Consider the following 16,604-nt stretch of genomic DNA (forward strand, 5'->3'; position numbering starts at 1 on the left):
ATGAATGAGTTTATCGGAGCAATTTTTGCCGGCATTTCTGGAAGAGGTTGTAGGTGACCGATTTGGCCGGTATTCCAAGTATATAATTCAGGACCGGGCGATCCCGGACGTTCGTGACGGCCTGAAGCCCGTTCAGCGTCGGATTCTGTACGCCATGTACGATTCGGGTAACACACCGGATAAACCATACCGCAAATCGGCGAAAACCGTCGGGGATGTCATGGGTAATTACCATCCGCACGGGGACTCCTCGATTTATGAAGGCATGGTTCGGATGGCCCAGCCATGGAAAATGGGACATGTGCTTGTGGACGGTCACGGAAACTGGGGTTCCCAGGACGATGATCCGGCAGCAGCTATGCGTTATACCGAGGCCAGGCTGTCACCGATTGCTATGGAGCTGCTGCGCGATATCGAGAAGCGTACCGTGCTGTTCAAGGACAATTTTGATAACACGGCGAAGGAGCCGGTTGTGCTGCCTTCGCGGTACCCGAATCTGCTTGTGAACGGAGCTAGCGGGATTTCCGCGGGCTTCGCGACCGAAATCCCGCCTCACAATCTGCGGGAAGTAATCGATGCGTGCATCGCCGTCATGCAGAAGCCGGAGATCGAGCTGGACGAGATCATGACGTTCATAAAAGGCCCGGACTTCCCGACCGGCGGTATCATCATGGGCGGCGAAGGCATTTTGGATGCCTATCGGACAGGCAAAGGCCGGGTCTATCTGCGATCCAAGACGGACATTGAATCGCTTCGTGGTGGTAAACAGCAGATCGTCATCACGGAAATTCCTTATCAGGTTGTTAAGTCCAGACTCGTTACGGCGATGGAAAATATTCGTCTTGAGAAAAAAGTCGAAGGCATCGCCGAGGTTCGGGACGAGAGCGGACGGGAAGGGCTGCGCATCGTCGTGGAGCTGAAGAAGGATGCCGACGCGAACGGGATTCTGGCTTATTTGTTCAAGAAAACCGACCTGCAGATTACGTACAATTTCAATATGGTTGCCATCGTGAACAAAACCCCTCAGCAGCTGGGGCTTAAAGCGATGCTGTCGGCCTATATCCACCATCAGCGTGAAGTCGTTACACACCGGACGCAGTTCGAGCTGGAGAAAGCCGAGGATCGGGCTCATGTATTGGAAGGCCTCGTCAAGGCGCTCAACATACTGGACGAAGTGATTGCGGCTATTAAGGCCTCCAAGAATCGCCAGGATGCCCAGAACAATCTGCAATGGATGTTCGGTTTCACGGAGAGACAAGCCGACTCGATTCTGACGCTGCAATTATACCGTCTTACCAACCTTGAAATTCATTCCCTGCAAAAAGAGCTGGACGAGCTGACAAAGAAAATCGAGGGCTTGCGTGCGATTCTCGACAGCGATAAGAAGCTGATTGGCGTCATTCGCAAAGAGCTGATCGAAATTCGGGAGAAGTACGGCATCGACCGGCGTTCGGTTATCCAGGAAGAAGTGGAAGAGATCAAGGTGAATCTTGAAGTGCTTGTTAACGCCGAGGATGTGCTCGTAACCTTGTCGAATGAAGGCTATATCAAGCGTACCAGCATGTTATCCTTCACTCGCAGCGGCGGTGAGCTGGAAAGCTCGGGCGTCAAGGAAGGGGATTACATCACGCGGTTGTTTGAAGTCAATACCCTGGAGAATCTGCTGATCTTCACGAGCCGCGGGCAATACTTCTTATTGCCGGTGCATCAAGTTCCGGAGTACAAGTGGAAAGATGCCGGTACGGCCATCGTGAACGTGATCCAGGTACCGAAAGAGGACCATATCGTATCGGTCATCCCGGTTTCGAACTTTGACGAAGCGGGCAAATCGCTTGTCTTCGTGAGCCGCAAAGGGCAAGTGAAGCGGACAGATCTCAAGGAGTACGTAACCAAACGGTCTGGCGCGGTTGCGGCTGCGAAGGTAGCTGCGGAAGACAGCATCATCCAGGTCGTTATGAGTGACAGCAATAAAGATATCGTGCTGATCTCGAAAGAAGGGATGAGCATCCGCTTCAATGAACAGGAAGTCAATGCCATGGGACGCGTTTCCGGCGGGGTTCGGGGAATCCAGCTTCGAGACGGGGACGAGGTCGTTGCGGCATTATGGGTAGAGAACGATGAAGGCGAGATTTTGACCATCACGGATCTTGGATACGGCAAACGAAGCTTGCTGTTGGATTATCCGGCCCAAAGCCGCGGCGGAAAAGGCATGGCCACGTTTGAGTTCAAGGAAGGCAAGCGGGTGAAGCCTAACGGCAGCGCCATTGTCGGCGCTTTCTATTGTCGCGAGCCGCTGCAGATTAACGCTTATAGCGAAGACGGGCAAGCTTTCCCGATTCACACGGAGAAAGTTCCGATTGCGGAGCGTAAATCGATTGGTAAACTACTGGCCGATGTCGGCAAGAACGGGCAGATTGTCGATTTGGTCAGTCTCCCTCATGCAGAGTCAGGCAAAGAAGGTTAGGCAAGAGCGAGCCTTTCCCTTAGTTCGGATACAGATTAAATTGAGATGAATGGACGAAAGCACCTTCGATGAACGGTTGTCGGGGTGCTTTTGTTGTATTTAGCGTTGGATGACGCAAGTTTAAATTTATACTATTTGACATATGTCTGGCGCTGTCGAAGTAAGGTGAATGTTGAGAAACGCCGTCACACAAGGCATGACGGGTTTTGTCGCTTGATTGGAAATTATATTTTTTAACGAAAAAAGAAGGATATTGGCTGGCGTCCAGCGAAAAGTTAATCCTATAAACTATTATGAAAATCATGACGCTGGCTCAAACCGAAGTTCATTCATCGGAGTACAGTGCGGCAAACTCAGATGGTATTTCGATGTTTGATCATGACAGACATAACGGAAGGGACGGGATAAACATGCATACTGCCGAATTCGCCAAGGTGTGGTCCAAGCTGGCCAAGGATTATAAACTCCATATGGAAGCCGGATTGGCCCCGACATTGACGGAGTCGCAACTCATGGTGCTGGAAGTGCTCGCTGAGCAGAAGCGGATGAAACCTTCCGATTTCATTCCTTACCTGGCTACAAGTCCGGCTGCCGTAACGATGCTATTGGACCGGATGGAGAAGAACGAATTGATCAAACGGGAACGGGACGCAAATGACAGACGGATCGTCTGGGTGACGATATCCTATAAAGGACGCGAGGAATATACGCGCGGATTACAGGTTAGGGAGGAGTACCTTTCCCGGATTCTGAACCGCATATCCTCGCATAATCAACAGCTGCTTGTCTATTTGTTAGGTAAGATCAGCACGGCTCCGCAGGAGGTTCTGGTCGAGGCGTAGGCATTTTTGATCCAGCATCCTGCATGGAATGAACAGAAGCCCCCATGTCTGGCTGCCTGTGGCAGCTCCGACTTTGGGGGCGGTTTCATTGTTTTGCTAATATTGCTTTCTAGTCACGTGATCAAAAATGAATCTTGGCATATTTTGATGAAGTTAAGACTTAAGCAGCCATAAAGCCGGCACGTTAGCGGGTTCCCATCCAGGCAGGGACGTATGGGCTTGGCGGCACTCATAGGTTTTGCCTCCATACGTCACCAAAGCTCCCTGCTGGTATGAAGTATTCGGAGCCCAGGCCGGAGTTTCCGGTACAGAGCCGTCCGCCGTGGTGACTTGCAGCTCATTGCTGGCTGGGGATACGTTGCCTGCCGCATCGCGTGCTTTTACGGTAAAGCTATAGGTCGTGTTTGGCGATAATCCGCTAACTGTATAGGATAGCGTGCTGCCGGACACCGTCGTAACCAGTGTGGTGCCCCGATATACCTCATAGCCGCTTACTCCGACGTTATCCGTGGAACCGTTCCAGGCTAAAGATACGCTTGTGGACGTCGATCCCGCAGATCGTAAATTGGCAGGAGCCGTCGGAGCTTGGGTGTCCGGAACGGGATTTGATGTGCTGGCGGTTAGCGGGCTGCTCGCCTGTGATACGTTGCCTGCTCCGTCACGGGCTTTTACAGTAAAGGTATAGGAGGTGCCTGCTTGCAGGCCGGTAACGGTGTGGCTCAGGGTGGATCCGGATACCGTTGCCACTAGATTGGAGCCTCGATAGATTTCATAGCCTGTGACTCCTACGTTATCCGTAGAGGCGTTCCAGGCAAGCGAAATGCTGCTGCTTGTAACACCTGTGATTCTCAGATTCGCCGGCACCGTCGGTGCCTGCGTGTCCTGATTGCCGCTGCCGTTATTCAGGTTCACGTCGATCACGTTATAGAAGGCATTGCCCGTATCGGCGATTTCCCATACGGCGAGGATGAGATAGTACCCGGTGCGGTCGGTAGGTACGTTACAAGTATGGGTTACGGTGTTCGGCGGTTGTTTGCCGCCGTCATTGAAGGAGCAGAACAATTCGAGATCTGCGCGTGCGAGGGGTTTGCTGGAATCCCAGCCTTTTTTCGTAATATAATATTTCCAATCGGATGTAGCATGGGCTGCGGTCAGCACCCACTTAAACGTGTTCGGCCCGCCGTTCATGTTCACTTTGCTCCAGCGGGTTGGCGTCTGTTCATACAGTTCGGTAAAGATACCGGCACCGGTGATCTGGATATCCGCCGGTCCGCCGATCGGAAAGTTTCCTTTCCCTTCCAGGGAATGCGGTTCATAAATGATTCTGCCGCAGTTGACGTTCTCGCCGAGCTTGCACTTATAACCACGACTGGCCGGTGATTCGATATAACCATGAGCGGAAACGCTGCTTGCCGTAATGATCATAATGGTGAAAAACAACAGTGTGCTTCCTAAAAAAATCCACAGCGGTTTCAAATGCAAGCGGTGATTTGTTTGACACTGAACCTGATCCATAACAAATACCTCCTTGAATATTTAATTTGAAATTCAGCGGACTCCTGTTGCTGATCAAACCTCCTTATGCTGCGGGTTTACTTGCTCTGCACAAAACATGAAGGACCGAACCGGCTAGCGACTCCATTCATGAATTATCCTTGATCATCATCCTCCTCGGCAGCCGTGATCTATATAAACCCCAAGATGAGGAGTATACCATGATTGTACAAATAAACTAAAAAATGTTAAACTATTCCAGTTACTATTCTTTGCCATTCTTTGTTAAAAGTAAAGGGATAATATATTATGATAGAGGGATAAAATATTTCAATATTTGTCATTCGTTACATAGTCATAGCATTAGGCGTAAACATACAAAAAAACGAAATCCAATGATGGATTTCGTTTTTTACATTCATTGATAGGTTCGTCATGTCGATCCCAGCTGGTCCATATTGAAGATACTCCAGGGATAAACGGAAGGCGGAATGGAACGAATGGAGATGTCCTCTTTGGTAACAGGGTGAGGGAATCCGACCAACACGGACCATAAGGCAATCTGTTGGCCGGCCTTGTTCACCTTGCTTCCATATTTCTGATCGCCGAACAGCGGATGACCCGCATGGCTGAGCTGTACGCGTATTTGGTGCGGTCTACCGGTGTGCAGTTCGATCCGGACAAGACTTACGCCTTCCGCTGCTTGGAGCACCGTATAATCCAGAATGGCTTCCTTGGCTCCGTCCGTCCCTTTGGAGGTAACGTGGACGGTGTTGGTTTTCGCATCCTTGTACAGCATGTTCACGAGCCGGCCTGAAGTTTTCGCTGGAACACCGTGAACGACCGCTACATACTGCTTACGGAAGCTGCGGCTGCGGACGGCCTCCGATAATCGGGATGCGGCTTTGGACGTCTTGGCGAATACCATCGCTCCGCCCACGGGACGGTCAAGGCGGTGCACCAATCCCAAAAAAACGTTCCCCGGCTTGTTATAACGCTCCTTGATGTCCTGTTTCAGAATGGTCAGCATGTCGGGATCGCCGGTAGCATCCTCCTGCGAGGGGATGTTGACCGGCTTGGTTACGCCCAACACATGATTATCCTCGAATAGAATCGGCACGGCCGGATACGATGCTGGTCCCCGTCTGCTCATCGAATCAGGACTCCCATCGGCCCAGGATGCCGCATGGCAGGTTCATGCCGGAGCGGGTGATCGGCAATCCGATTTCGCCTGCGCTGATCAATCCGCCGTACTTCGGCTTCATGGTCATGGTGAGCATGTTGTTCAGAACGGTCGGGGAGATGCCGGTCGTGTAGGAGTTAATCAGCATGAACAGCGGGTTATCCGATACGATGCTCATGCAGCTTTCGAGAAATGGATACAGGCTTTGTTCCAGCTTCCACGTTTCTCCGCTTGGCCCGCGCCCATAAGAGGGAGGATCCATAATAATCGCATCGTATTTGTTTCCCCGACGCTGTTCCCGCTGAACGAATTTAAACACGTCATCCGTAATATAACGGATAGGGCGGTCAGCCAGGCCGGACAATGCCGCGTTTTCCTTGGCCCATTGAACCATCCCCTTCGCAGCATCCACGTGGACGACCTGAGCACCGGCAGAGGCCGCAGCGACGGTAGCTCCACCCGTATAGGCGAACAGGTTCAGCACGCTGATCGGACGACCGGCGGAAGCGATTTTGTCCATCATCCAGCGCCAGTTCGCAGCCTGCTCCGGGAACAAGCCGGTATGTTTAAAATTGGTCGGTCGGATATGAAATTTCAATTGGTCGTACGAGATGGTCCATCGATCCGGCAGCTGCTTTTTCATGTCCCATTGCCCGCCGCCGGACGAGCTGCGGTGATAGTGCCCGTGTACATTTCGCCATTGTCCGTCTTCACGTTCAATCGGCCAGATGATCTGCGGATCCGGACGCCTTAGAATGACATCGCCCCAGCGCTCCAGCTTCTCACCGCCACCGGTGTCGATGACCTCGTAATCTTGCCAACCTTGAGCTACATACATGTTGAAAACCATCCTTCAAATAGTCATTTAGACTTTATTGTACAACATATTGAAAGCTGAATGCCACCAAGGAATCCCCGCCTGGGCCCAACCACTCGGATGATACGGGTCTATGAATTTCGGTTTACCCCAAATTTTCGAATGCGGAATGAAAACGGAATTCGCCATGAAGGTTATGAAGTGCGCTTTGCTGAAGCTCGGCGACCATGAACACCTCATCGGAAACGGCGAATTGGGATATATCGATTCCATGGTTTCTGGCCTGGACAAAACCGTAGCGTGGATAATACGACGGATGCCCGAACAGAAACACAAGCGGATAGCCATGCGAGAGACACCGCCGTTTCCCCTCTTCAATCAGTTTCCCGCCGATCCCCTGGCGTTGATACTTCGGAAGCACAGCCAGCGGTCCTAGCGCAGCTACCCGATGGGTATGACCGCCGTCAAGAAGGCTGGCCCGGCTGAACATAATATGCCCCTTGATGATCCCGTCCTCTTCAGCCACCATGGACAATTCCCTTTCGAAAGCTCCGTCTTCCCGCAATCGTTGTACAAGGATCGCTTCTTCCTGACCGGAAAAAGCCTGGGTGAGCAGCTCGTTGACCCCTTCATAATCATTCTCGGTTTCGGTACGTATGTTCATCGTTAACTCTCCTTCAATATATGGTTCATGGTTCTTCATTTCATTATCCGTGTACGTACAATTGTTCCAAACTATCTAGTCAGGCATCGCTACTCGGGCTTCGTTTCTATTTGCAATCCCTCAACATGCTTGCGCTTCATCAAATTGCGCTTCTTCCGGTTCTCTTTGCTTTCAAAGACGATATCCAGATCATAATCCTCCGGGTAGAGATCCTTAGCCGCAATGTAGGGCTTTAACCGTTTATGGTTGATTTTCAATCGCTCCTGTTGAATCATGACACCGATATGCCCTCTAGCGTCCATGGTTTCATAAACGGTGCCGCTTCGTTTCAAATATGGCACATAGACCCGATCTCCAAGCTGATAAAGGGAAGAGGCGGGGGCTTCGTCTTCTTTGTTCTTGTCGTTTAAGGGTTGATCCGGACCCTCGATAGGGTAGGAATCGTATTCACCCGGGGTTGGTTCAGCGGCCCGTTCTTCGGTGTCCGAGCTATCCTCATGACTGTAGGCCGCAATACTTCTTGTCGTCCCCTCCTCCGTGATTTCCCGAGATCTGGCTATGATCGCTTCCGGAATCCCCAGCTTTGCAGCAATGACAAAAGCATAACTGTGACCGGCTTCACCAATCCGCAGGCGATAGAGCGGCTCGAGGGTGTCGGCATCAAATTCCATGCGGGCATTCTCAAAGCCTGCCGTGCGATCGGCAAAATTTTTGATTTCGGTAAAGTGGGTAGTGACCACGACCGTTGCTTGACGTTGAAACAGCTCTTCCAGAATGGCGATGGACAACCCGACGCCTTCACCCGGGTCCGTTCCGGAAGCCATTTCATCGAGCAATACCAGCGTGGACCGGCCAGCCGTCTGCAAAATGTCGCGGATGTTGCGGATATGCGCCGAGAATGTGCTCAGGGCATGCTCCAAACTCTGCCCGTCTCCGATATCGACGGACACCTCGTCGAAGACGGCGCAATGGCTGCCCTCCGCTACGGGAACCAGCAAACCGGACTGAACCATAATGGTGATCAGCCCAACCGTCTTCAGTGCTGAAGTTTTGCCTCCTGTATTTGGACCCGTTATGATTAAGGTTTTATATCGTTTCCCGATGGTGAAGTCCAGCGGTACCATGGAGGAGCCGATTAAAGGGTGAACCGCGGATTTCAGATGGATGAATCCCTCCTGGTTCAGATCCACATTCCGCCCTCCGATGGAAATCGCGTATTTGCCCCTGGCTATGATGTAGTCGTAGATTCCGACGGTATCGGCGTTGGTTCTCAGTTCGTATTGATACTGCTCGACGAGTGCCGTCAAATCGCTCAGCACTTTGGTTTCTTCCCGGACCTCATCGGCTTGCAGGTGGTTCAGTTCCATCTGAAGCCCCTGCATATCGGCTGGTTCGATGAATACCGTCTGCCCGCTGGCCGATTCATCCAGAATCGAGCCACTTACGGCTTTTCGGTGCTCCTTCTTGATAGGCAGCACGTAACGTCCCCCGCGTTTGCTGACGACGTGCTCTTGCATGATCCCTTTGTAACGGCTCATCAGGCTGTCGAGCTTACGCTTGATCCGTTCCTCGGTTACGATAATTTTTTTGCGGATTTTCGCCAGATCTTTGCTGGCGCCATCCACAACGCGGCCGGCATGAATGCTGCGTTCGATTTCGGACAGGAGCGGGCGCAGTTCATGCATGGAAGAGGCGTAGGAACTGATCGTCGGAGCAATGCTGCTCTTGGCGGCCATATATTGAATGAGCTGACGGCAGCTTCTGAGATACTGGACCAAATGGCCGAAATCACGCTCGGACAGGACATATCCGGTGCCAAGCAAATCCAGGATCAACTCAACGCCTTCCAGTGAGGGAATAGGCACGCTAGCCCCGCTTTGCAGCAGGGTTTTGGCTTCCTCCGTTTCATTGAGCTTATTACGGATGGCCTTCATCTGGGTGAGGGGGGCCATCTTCTGAATGTGCGCAATGCCCAGATAGGATACGGCAAAGCGTTCGAGTTCGGTGCGTATTTTCTCATATTCTAATTTGTTTAATGCCAATGTCTTCATGGGTTACATTCTCCTTTAGACTAAAATGGTGGAAGGTACTACAACGCAAAAAAGGGCGGAAAGCGAACTACTCAGGTTCGCTTTCCGCCCAAAGACCGTTATTCCGATGGATATGGCGTGGGACAGTTCCAAATACCCCGCTGAGTAAAGAGGGGGGACCCAAAAAATCCGTGCTGAACTCAGCACGGATGACCATATCATATCGGAATAAACCCTAAAGGGGCTTCAATTGATATCCGCAGTTCTTAACTAATTCAACGGACGAAATGAGAATCCATCAAAAATAAACATATCCCTAAACAGGGAATGCCCAGAATTTTACATTTCGATCCATATGAAATTGGGTTAGTTAAGAACGACCACCGACATCAAAATCTCTCCTTTAGATAAGAGTATGGGTTAACTATATCCATAAACACGGTCGGAAGTCAAGGCTTAAATGAGGATGCGTTTCCCGTAAAAAACTGTGATAAGATGGAAGGGTGACGCTGCTGCTAATCCTTAAGCCGTGCAGCAGCCAGTGATCGCTTATGACATGAGAGGAGCTGTATCCATGGGGAAATTGCTGACACGAAGTGAGGTTCCAATCGAGGCTACCTGGAATCTGGATGATTTGTTTGTCTCGCAAGAAGAATTTGAAATGGGTCTCAAAGCGCTTGAATCGCAAGCTGCTCGATTGACGCGTTTTAAGGGCAGGCTAGGCGATGGTGCATCTGTACTTCTCGAATGCTTGAATGAACAGGAAGCGTTGATGGAGAGCATCGGCCGAGTCGGGGCATATGCCAGACTGCGTCAGTCGGAAGACGGAACCAATCCGTCCAACCTGGCGAATTCGGCCAAAACGGGCGATGTGTTGTCCCGCATCCAGTCCTCCTTAACTTTTATTGAATCGGAGCTGCTGGATCTCCAGGACGGAACCATCGAGCATTACATAACGAAGGAAGAAGGGCTGGCGCCTTATGCCCGAAGCTTGACGCTGCTGCTGGAGTCCAAGCCTCACCGCTTGAGTCCTGAGACGGAGAGCGTGCTTGCATCGCTGGGCGAGGTGCTCGGTTCCCCTTACCGCATCTATTTGCGCAGCAAGCTGTCGGATATGACCTTTGATGACATTCAAGTGAATGATGAAACCAAGCCGGTCTCGTTCCGTCTGTACGAGAATTCCTACGAAATGTCCGAGGATACGGAGCTGCGGCGCGAAGCCTATGCGTCTTTTACGAAGTCGCTGCAGGGGTCGCGTCACACTTTTGCCGAGGCGTATGCCACGGAAGTGAAGAAACAGGTGGTGCTGTCCCGGCTTCGCGGGTATGACTCCGTTACGGACATGCTGCTCAAGCCCCAGCAAGTGACAATGGATATGTACAATCATATCCACGATACGATTCTGAAGGAGCTTGCTCCGCATATGCGCAGGCTGATGAAGCTGAAGAAACGCGAGCTTGGTCTGGATCAGATGCTATTTTGCGATTTGAAAGCGCCGATGGATCCAGATTTCAATCCTAGCGTAACCTATGAAGAGGCTTGTGCCACCATTTCCAGCGCCTTGTCGGTTCTTGGTCCCGAATACGGCGAGATCGTTGAATCCGCGTTCTCCAAGCGCTGGGTGGACTATGCCGATAATATCGGCAAATCTACCGGAGCGTTCTGTTCCTCGGTTTACGGAGTGCATTCCTATATCCTGATGGCATGGGCGGACAATATGCGCAATGCCTTCACGTTAGCACACGAGGTAGGGCATGCGGGCCATTTGATGCTCGCAGCACGCTATCAGCGCATCACCAATGCCCGTCCGTCCATGTATTTTATCGAAGCGCCGTCAACGATGAACGAGCTTCTCTTGGCGGATCACTTGCTGAGTCAATCCGAGGATAAGCGGATGCGGCGCTGGATCATTCTCCAGCTGCTGAGCACCTATTACCACAATTACGTGACGCACCTTCTGGAAGCGGAAATGCAGAGAAGGGTGTACCGCCATGCGATGGCCGATGAACCGATTACGGCAGACAAGCTGTCCGAGCTGAAAGGCGCAGTGCTTTCCGATTTCTGGGGAGACGCCGTTGAACTGGACGAAGGCGCGAAGCTTACCTGGATGCGGCAGCCGCATTATTATATGGGACTTTACCCTTACACCTATGCGGCAGGCTTGACCGCTTCAACGGCTGCGGCGCAGCTGATCCGCGAGGAGGGACAACCGGCCGTGGACCGCTGGCTTGAGGTGCTTAAGGCCGGCGGCAGCAAGAGCCCGCTGGAATTGATGGCCATGGCGGGCGTCGATATGTCCACGTCGGAGCCGATCTCCAAAGCGGTGGCTTATGTAGGCAGGCTGGTAGACGAACTGGAGTCCCTGTACCAATAGAACGAAACCGATCACTCGGTGCGAAAACGAGAAAAAAGGTGGTCCACAGCATAAGAAGCTGTGGATCACCTTTTTTGACGTTGATAGATTGAGAACGAAAAGTGACCGAATGTCACTGGTCCGTGTGATCATCCTGCAGCGTATGGGTCGGAATCGTAAAATAGAAGGAAGAACCGGCATTTTCACGGCTCTCGACGCCAATGACGCCGCCCATCAGCTCAACCAGCTTTTTACTGATCGCAAGCCCTAGTCCGGTACCGCCATATTTACGGTTCAAGGATGGATGCAGCTGCGAGAAGGAGGTGAACAGCTGATGCTGGAGCTCAGGCGCTATGCCGATTCCCGTATCCTCTACTTGAAAAGCAAGCGTGAACTCCTGGGTGCCCGTCCTGCGAAGTCCTTCCACGCTCATCGTTATGCTGCCCTCATGCGTGAACTTGATGGCATTGCTGATGAGATTCACAAGCACCTGCCGCAGCCGCAGGGCATCGCCGATAATCACGTCGGGGACATTGGCGCTGTTGATGTTGAACGATAAGGACAATCCTTTTTCCTTGGCCTTGGCCGAGAATAAATCAACGACGACTTCGAGCAAGGAGCGCAAATCAATCGGTTCATGATTAAGGGTCATATTGCCGGTCTCGATTTTACTGAAATCGAGAATCTCGTTCAGGATGTGCAGCAGCGAGCCGCTGCTCTCCATGAGAATATGGATATAATTCTGTTGGTCCTCGTCGAGCTCTGTCGTGCTTAACAGCTCGATCATCCCGATAATGCCGTTCATCGGCGTCCGGAGCTCGTGGCTCATCATGGTGAGAAACTCCGTCTTTGCTTGATCCGCCCGTTCGGCGTTCTCCTTGGCGCGGATGATCTCTTTCTCGTCCGTAATATCGCGGAATACCATGACGGCGCCTTTGCGCTCTCCTTGATCCCAAATCGGATTGACCTGATAATCGGCCAAAAAGCTCGAACCGTCTCCTCGCCAGAGTACGATTTCGGCTCTGGACAGCGGTACGCCTTGTTTGACTGCCCGAACGAGAGGAGAATCTTCCCCCCGATAGAAAGTGCCGTCATGGCGAATTTCTTTGATGATCTGGTCGCACGGCCGTCCAATGGTCGTTGTCGGTTCGTAATCCAGCATGGCTGCCCCGGCTGGATTGATGAAAGCGACTTGCCCGTGAATGTCCAGACCGATGATGCCCTCCGATACCGTATTCAGCAACAGGGTGAGCTCCCGGCTGAGCTTCTTGATCTCTTCCATCGTCCGAATGCGTTCGGTGATGTCCCGGGTAATGCCATAAACGCCGACGACTTCGTCTTCCACGAAAATCGGAATGTTGATGGTATTGATTTCGATGGGACGTCCATCCTTATGAATGATGGTCAGATCATAGCTTTGAGGTATGCCTTCCTTTGCCTGATTAAAATGAAACAGCGTGCGAGCCATGTCTTTTTCCGCCACAATCGGACCGAAATACATCCCGATGAGCTCGCCTAACGTATATCCCGTCAGATCCTGCAGATTCTGGTTGGCCGTTATATAATCACCGTCCAAATTCATGGAGTATACGGCGGATGGATTGTACTCGAACAGGGAGCGGTAGCGCTGCTCGCTTTCCTTCAGCTTAAATTCCATTAATTTTCGTTCGGAGATGTCGCGGGCAATCGAAATAATTTCATTTTTCTGTCCGTCCTGCGTGCTGATGTACTTGCAATTGACCTCAAACCAGATGTGCCTGCCATCCTTATGTATATAGCGGAAGGTGATCGGCGTGAGCATTTTGCCTTCCAGGCAATTCTCTAAATAGTCCTGTAGCGGCGCAATATCCTCAGCGTATACGTAGTCAAAAGAACTGGTGCCGACCATCTCTTCGGGGCGATACCCGAGCAGGGCGTAGCAGGAAGGCGAGCAGTAAAGAAACGTAAAGCAGTCGATGGTGCTTCGCGAAATGAAATCGAGCGAATTTTCGGTGATGAGCTTGTACTTATTCTCATTCTCCAGCGACTGCTGCTCGATCATCACCTGTTCGGTAATATCCTGTGCCATGCCGACCATCTCCATGGGTCTTCCTTCGTTCGTAACGGAGACCTCCCACTGGGCCCTGATGGTCCGGGTTTGTCCGTCTTTAAGCTGGATCCGGTATATGATTTCGTCTGCTTTACCCTGTATGGCTGTGCGCACAACCTGTTCCAGCCGTTCGCGATCCTCCGGAATGACCAGGGACATCAGCGTGTCATGATTCGGTTCGATGGCATTGATCTGATACCCGTAAATTCGCCTCATTTCATCGCTGTAGGTAAGCGTATGCGTGATCAAGTCCCAGCGCCAGGAACCGATCTTGGCAATCCGCTGCGCGTGGGCCAGCGTATCCTCATCCGTTTTTCGTTTGGTTATGTTTCGTCCTATGGCCAGTACCTTGTCAATTTCACCTTGAGCTCCCCGAATGAGCTGAAACGACGTTTCAAACCATAAATAATGTCCTTCCTTATGGCGAATGCGTCGAACGAAACTATCTTTCTCCGAAAATAGTTTGCCTGGTTCCTTCATTTGCTCGGAATCGACTTGATGGTAGTATTTACCGCGGTGTTGGCCAATCATCTCCTCTTGGGTGTACCCCAGTATGTCGGTGGCAGAAGGTGAGATGTATTCGATAATGCCGTCCGCGCTGCTGATGGATATAAGGTCTTGTCCGCTTTTCGAAATCAGTGCCAGCAGCTCTTCATTCTTGATGATCGCCGGCAAAGTCGACCCCTCCTGCACGGTTCCGGGTTCCAGGCAGCACATGATCCACGGTGTCCTGTCTTGGGCGGGGGGCTCCAGCAGGGAGATCCTCACGGTGACATGCATTTGGCGCCCGTCTTGGCGGATAAAATAAGAATCTCTTGAGAGAGTGGACGTTGGGTCATATATGAATGATTCTAAAGTCTGTTGAATAGATAGGTTGGATAGAACTTGAATTTCGGAAGGTTTGAGTCGAAGCAGGTCAGAACGCTTGGTTTCTGTTATTTCGCAGAATCGGTCGTTCACCATCGCAACAGGCTCGTCAACCGCAGAAATCAGGATCGCCCCAAAAGGCAATTTGTCAAACATCTGTTCCCAGACCCAATTCTCCGCTGTTTGCATCATGTTAATAATTGCCTCCCTAAGCTAAGCTATACCATTTGATCATAGAGGATTGGATCCCTCTATCGCAATAGAAAATACCAAAGTAAAATATTGACTGGAAATTCGGGCGCGCGAAAGCCAACCGATAAGGGAAGCATTCTTATGGCTGGCCAAGTTCAAGCTAACAGATGCTTCATTTTTGAATGCATGTTTGCCATTGTTGTTTTCGCAGCATATTTACTTGTGCAGCAGTACGCGATCATCGAGGTTTTTATCAAAATAATGCCCGGCATAGGAGCAAGCGGGGATGATTTTCAAGTTTTCTTCCCTGGCGTATCCGATCACTTTTCGAACGAGCTCATCGGCAATGCCTTGACCCCGAAGCCCTGGAGAAATATAGGTATGATCGATGCTGATCACTCCGTTTCCTTGCGGGGAGTAGGAAATTTCGGCTACCTTTTTACCGTTGTCCTCCATATAAAAGCTGCTTGGGCCCGCTTGTATATTTCGTTTGTCCATGATGTTTAACCTCCTTCATCTGGTTGTACTATACCCGTATCGGCGGTGCATTAAACGGATTCCGGATAGGCGAACACCCTTGAGAGGGCAATTGCATACAATGCGGGTAGAAGAGAATGAAGGAGGAGCAACATGAACCAATATTCAACTCAACCGCAAATGCTGTTTCAATGCGATCACCAGTTGGTGCATTCCATGAAGAAACATAGAGAAAGCGCCCATTCGGCCATGAAAAACGTGGTGAATCGCAAGGTAAGAGTGCATACGATGGATGATGAAGCCATTGAAGGTATCGTCATCAATGTCGATGCAAAGAATGTGTACATTCTTGTAGAACAAGGCAACAGAGGTTTCTTCCCGGGATACCCTCCATTTGTGCCATACGGGCCCAATCCTAACGTCATATTGCCTTTAGCATTGTTCAATTTATTGGCTGTCAGCTTGTTGTGGTAGCAAACGAAGAACCTGCGGTCCGCAGGTTCTTTTTTTTATGGAAAATTTTAAAAATGATGTTTACATACATACTGTATGTATGTTAAATTGGGATCATTCCATATACAAGGAGATGTTTTCCATATGAAACTTCAAGGGTTTTATCCCGTCATCATGACAGAACAGATTGCCGAAAGCGCAGACTTTTACAAACGATTGTTTGGTTTTGAGGTTGTTTTTGAAGCGGATTGGTATGTAAGCTTGAAGAAAGAAATCGAGGGACCCATCGCTTACGAGCTGGCGATCCTGTCCAAGGATCACCCGACGGTTCCCCCTGCCTATCAGCAGCGTGTACAGGGGTTGATTCTCAATTTTGAGGTGGAGGATGTGGATGCCGAGTACGAAAGGCTGGTCAACCATGAAAAGCTGCCGCTTCATCTGGACATTCGTGATGAAGAATTCGGCCAGCGGCATTTTATTATCAGTGACCCGAATGGGGTGCTGATCGATATGATTAAAATCATTCCACCTTCCCAAGCCTTTATGGAGCAGTATAATGAAGAGGTGTGGTCCACGAAGGATGACGGCACTGGCGAATGAGTACATCCTCCGCGCAGAAGGATTACTTCGGTAAGAGTGCTTGCGAATATTCTGTCAGATCGAGGTAAGCCGCATGTAC

12 protein-coding genes are annotated in these 16,604 nt (G+C 50.9%); 5 read left to right on the top strand and 7 right to left on the bottom strand.

Annotation, left to right across the window (positions count from 1 at the left end):
- Positions 1–4: 4 nt before the first annotated feature.
- Together gyrA and M1D70_RS11765 are read left to right on the top strand one after the other, a co-directional pair.
- Positions 5–2,464, top strand: a complete 2,460-nt coding sequence (gene gyrA / locus M1D70_RS11760) for a DNA gyrase subunit A (RefSeq protein WP_009591403.1) — start codon at positions 5–7, stop codon at positions 2,462–2,464.
- A 410-nt stretch (positions 2,465–2,874) separates the two neighbouring features.
- Positions 2,875–3,306 (top strand): MarR family transcriptional regulator, encoded by a 432-nt coding sequence (locus M1D70_RS11765; RefSeq protein ID WP_036671860.1) that lies wholly within the window; start codon positions 2,875–2,877, stop codon positions 3,304–3,306.
- A 153-nt stretch (positions 3,307–3,459) separates the two neighbouring features.
- On the opposite strand, the gene M1D70_RS11770 is transcribed toward M1D70_RS11765, so the two are convergent.
- The 5 genes from M1D70_RS11770 to M1D70_RS11790 all read right to left on the bottom strand — a co-directional run bounded on the left by M1D70_RS11770 (position 3,460) and on the right by M1D70_RS11790 (position 9,515).
- Positions 3,460–4,821 carry a lytic polysaccharide monooxygenase gene (locus tag M1D70_RS11770; RefSeq protein ID WP_456289916.1) on the bottom strand — a complete coding sequence of 454 codons (1,362 nt, stop codon included), beginning with the start codon at positions 4,819–4,821 and terminating at the stop codon, positions 3,460–3,462.
- A gap of 412 nt (positions 4,822–5,233) precedes the next feature.
- Positions 5,234–5,953: an RluA family pseudouridine synthase gene (locus tag M1D70_RS11775; protein ID WP_456289917.1), complete on the bottom strand. Its 720-nt coding sequence runs from the start codon at positions 5,951–5,953 to the stop codon at positions 5,234–5,236.
- 4 nt (positions 5,954–5,957) lie between these two features.
- Positions 5,958–6,821: a class I SAM-dependent methyltransferase gene (locus tag M1D70_RS11780; RefSeq protein WP_015734608.1), complete on the bottom strand. Its 864-nt coding sequence runs from the start codon at positions 6,819–6,821 to the stop codon at positions 5,958–5,960.
- Between the two features lie 124 nt (positions 6,822–6,945).
- On the bottom strand, positions 6,946–7,464 hold the full coding sequence (locus tag M1D70_RS11785; RefSeq protein WP_456289918.1) for a GNAT family N-acetyltransferase: 519 nt from the start codon (positions 7,462–7,464) through the stop codon (positions 6,946–6,948).
- Between the two features lie 89 nt (positions 7,465–7,553).
- On the bottom strand, positions 7,554–9,515 hold the full coding sequence (locus M1D70_RS11790) for an endonuclease MutS2 (RefSeq protein ID WP_456289919.1): 1,962 nt from the start codon (positions 9,513–9,515) through the stop codon (positions 7,554–7,556).
- Between the two features lie 553 nt (positions 9,516–10,068).
- Between M1D70_RS11790 and pepF the strand changes: the two genes are divergently transcribed.
- A complete protein-coding gene (gene pepF / locus M1D70_RS11795; RefSeq protein WP_456289920.1) occupies positions 10,069–11,868 on the top strand; it encodes an oligoendopeptidase F in 1,800 nt (599 codons plus the stop codon).
- Positions 11,869–11,980: 112 nt separating this feature from the next.
- Here the strand turns inward: pepF and M1D70_RS11800 are convergent, their stop codons facing one another.
- Together M1D70_RS11800 and M1D70_RS11805 are read right to left on the bottom strand one after the other, a co-directional pair.
- Entirely contained in the window at positions 11,981–14,995 is a 3,015-nt protein-coding gene (locus M1D70_RS11800; protein ID WP_456289921.1) for a PAS domain S-box protein, read from the bottom strand.
- Between the two features lie 216 nt (positions 14,996–15,211).
- Complete coding sequence (locus tag M1D70_RS11805) at positions 15,212–15,493, bottom strand: GNAT family N-acetyltransferase (RefSeq protein WP_009591380.1); 282 nt, start codon at positions 15,491–15,493, stop codon at positions 15,212–15,214.
- Between the two features lie 132 nt (positions 15,494–15,625).
- Between M1D70_RS11805 and M1D70_RS11810 the strand changes: the two genes are divergently transcribed.
- Positions 15,626–15,946: a hypothetical protein gene (locus M1D70_RS11810; protein ID WP_009591369.1), complete on the top strand. Its 321-nt coding sequence runs from the start codon at positions 15,626–15,628 to the stop codon at positions 15,944–15,946.
- A 123-nt stretch (positions 15,947–16,069) separates the two neighbouring features.
- Positions 16,070–16,525 carry a VOC family protein gene (locus tag M1D70_RS11815; RefSeq protein WP_456289922.1) on the top strand — a complete coding sequence of 152 codons (456 nt, stop codon included), beginning with the start codon at positions 16,070–16,072 and terminating at the stop codon, positions 16,523–16,525.
- Positions 16,526–16,604 lie beyond the last annotated feature (79 nt).

This window comes from Paenibacillus sp. AK002 (assembly GCF_053903045.1).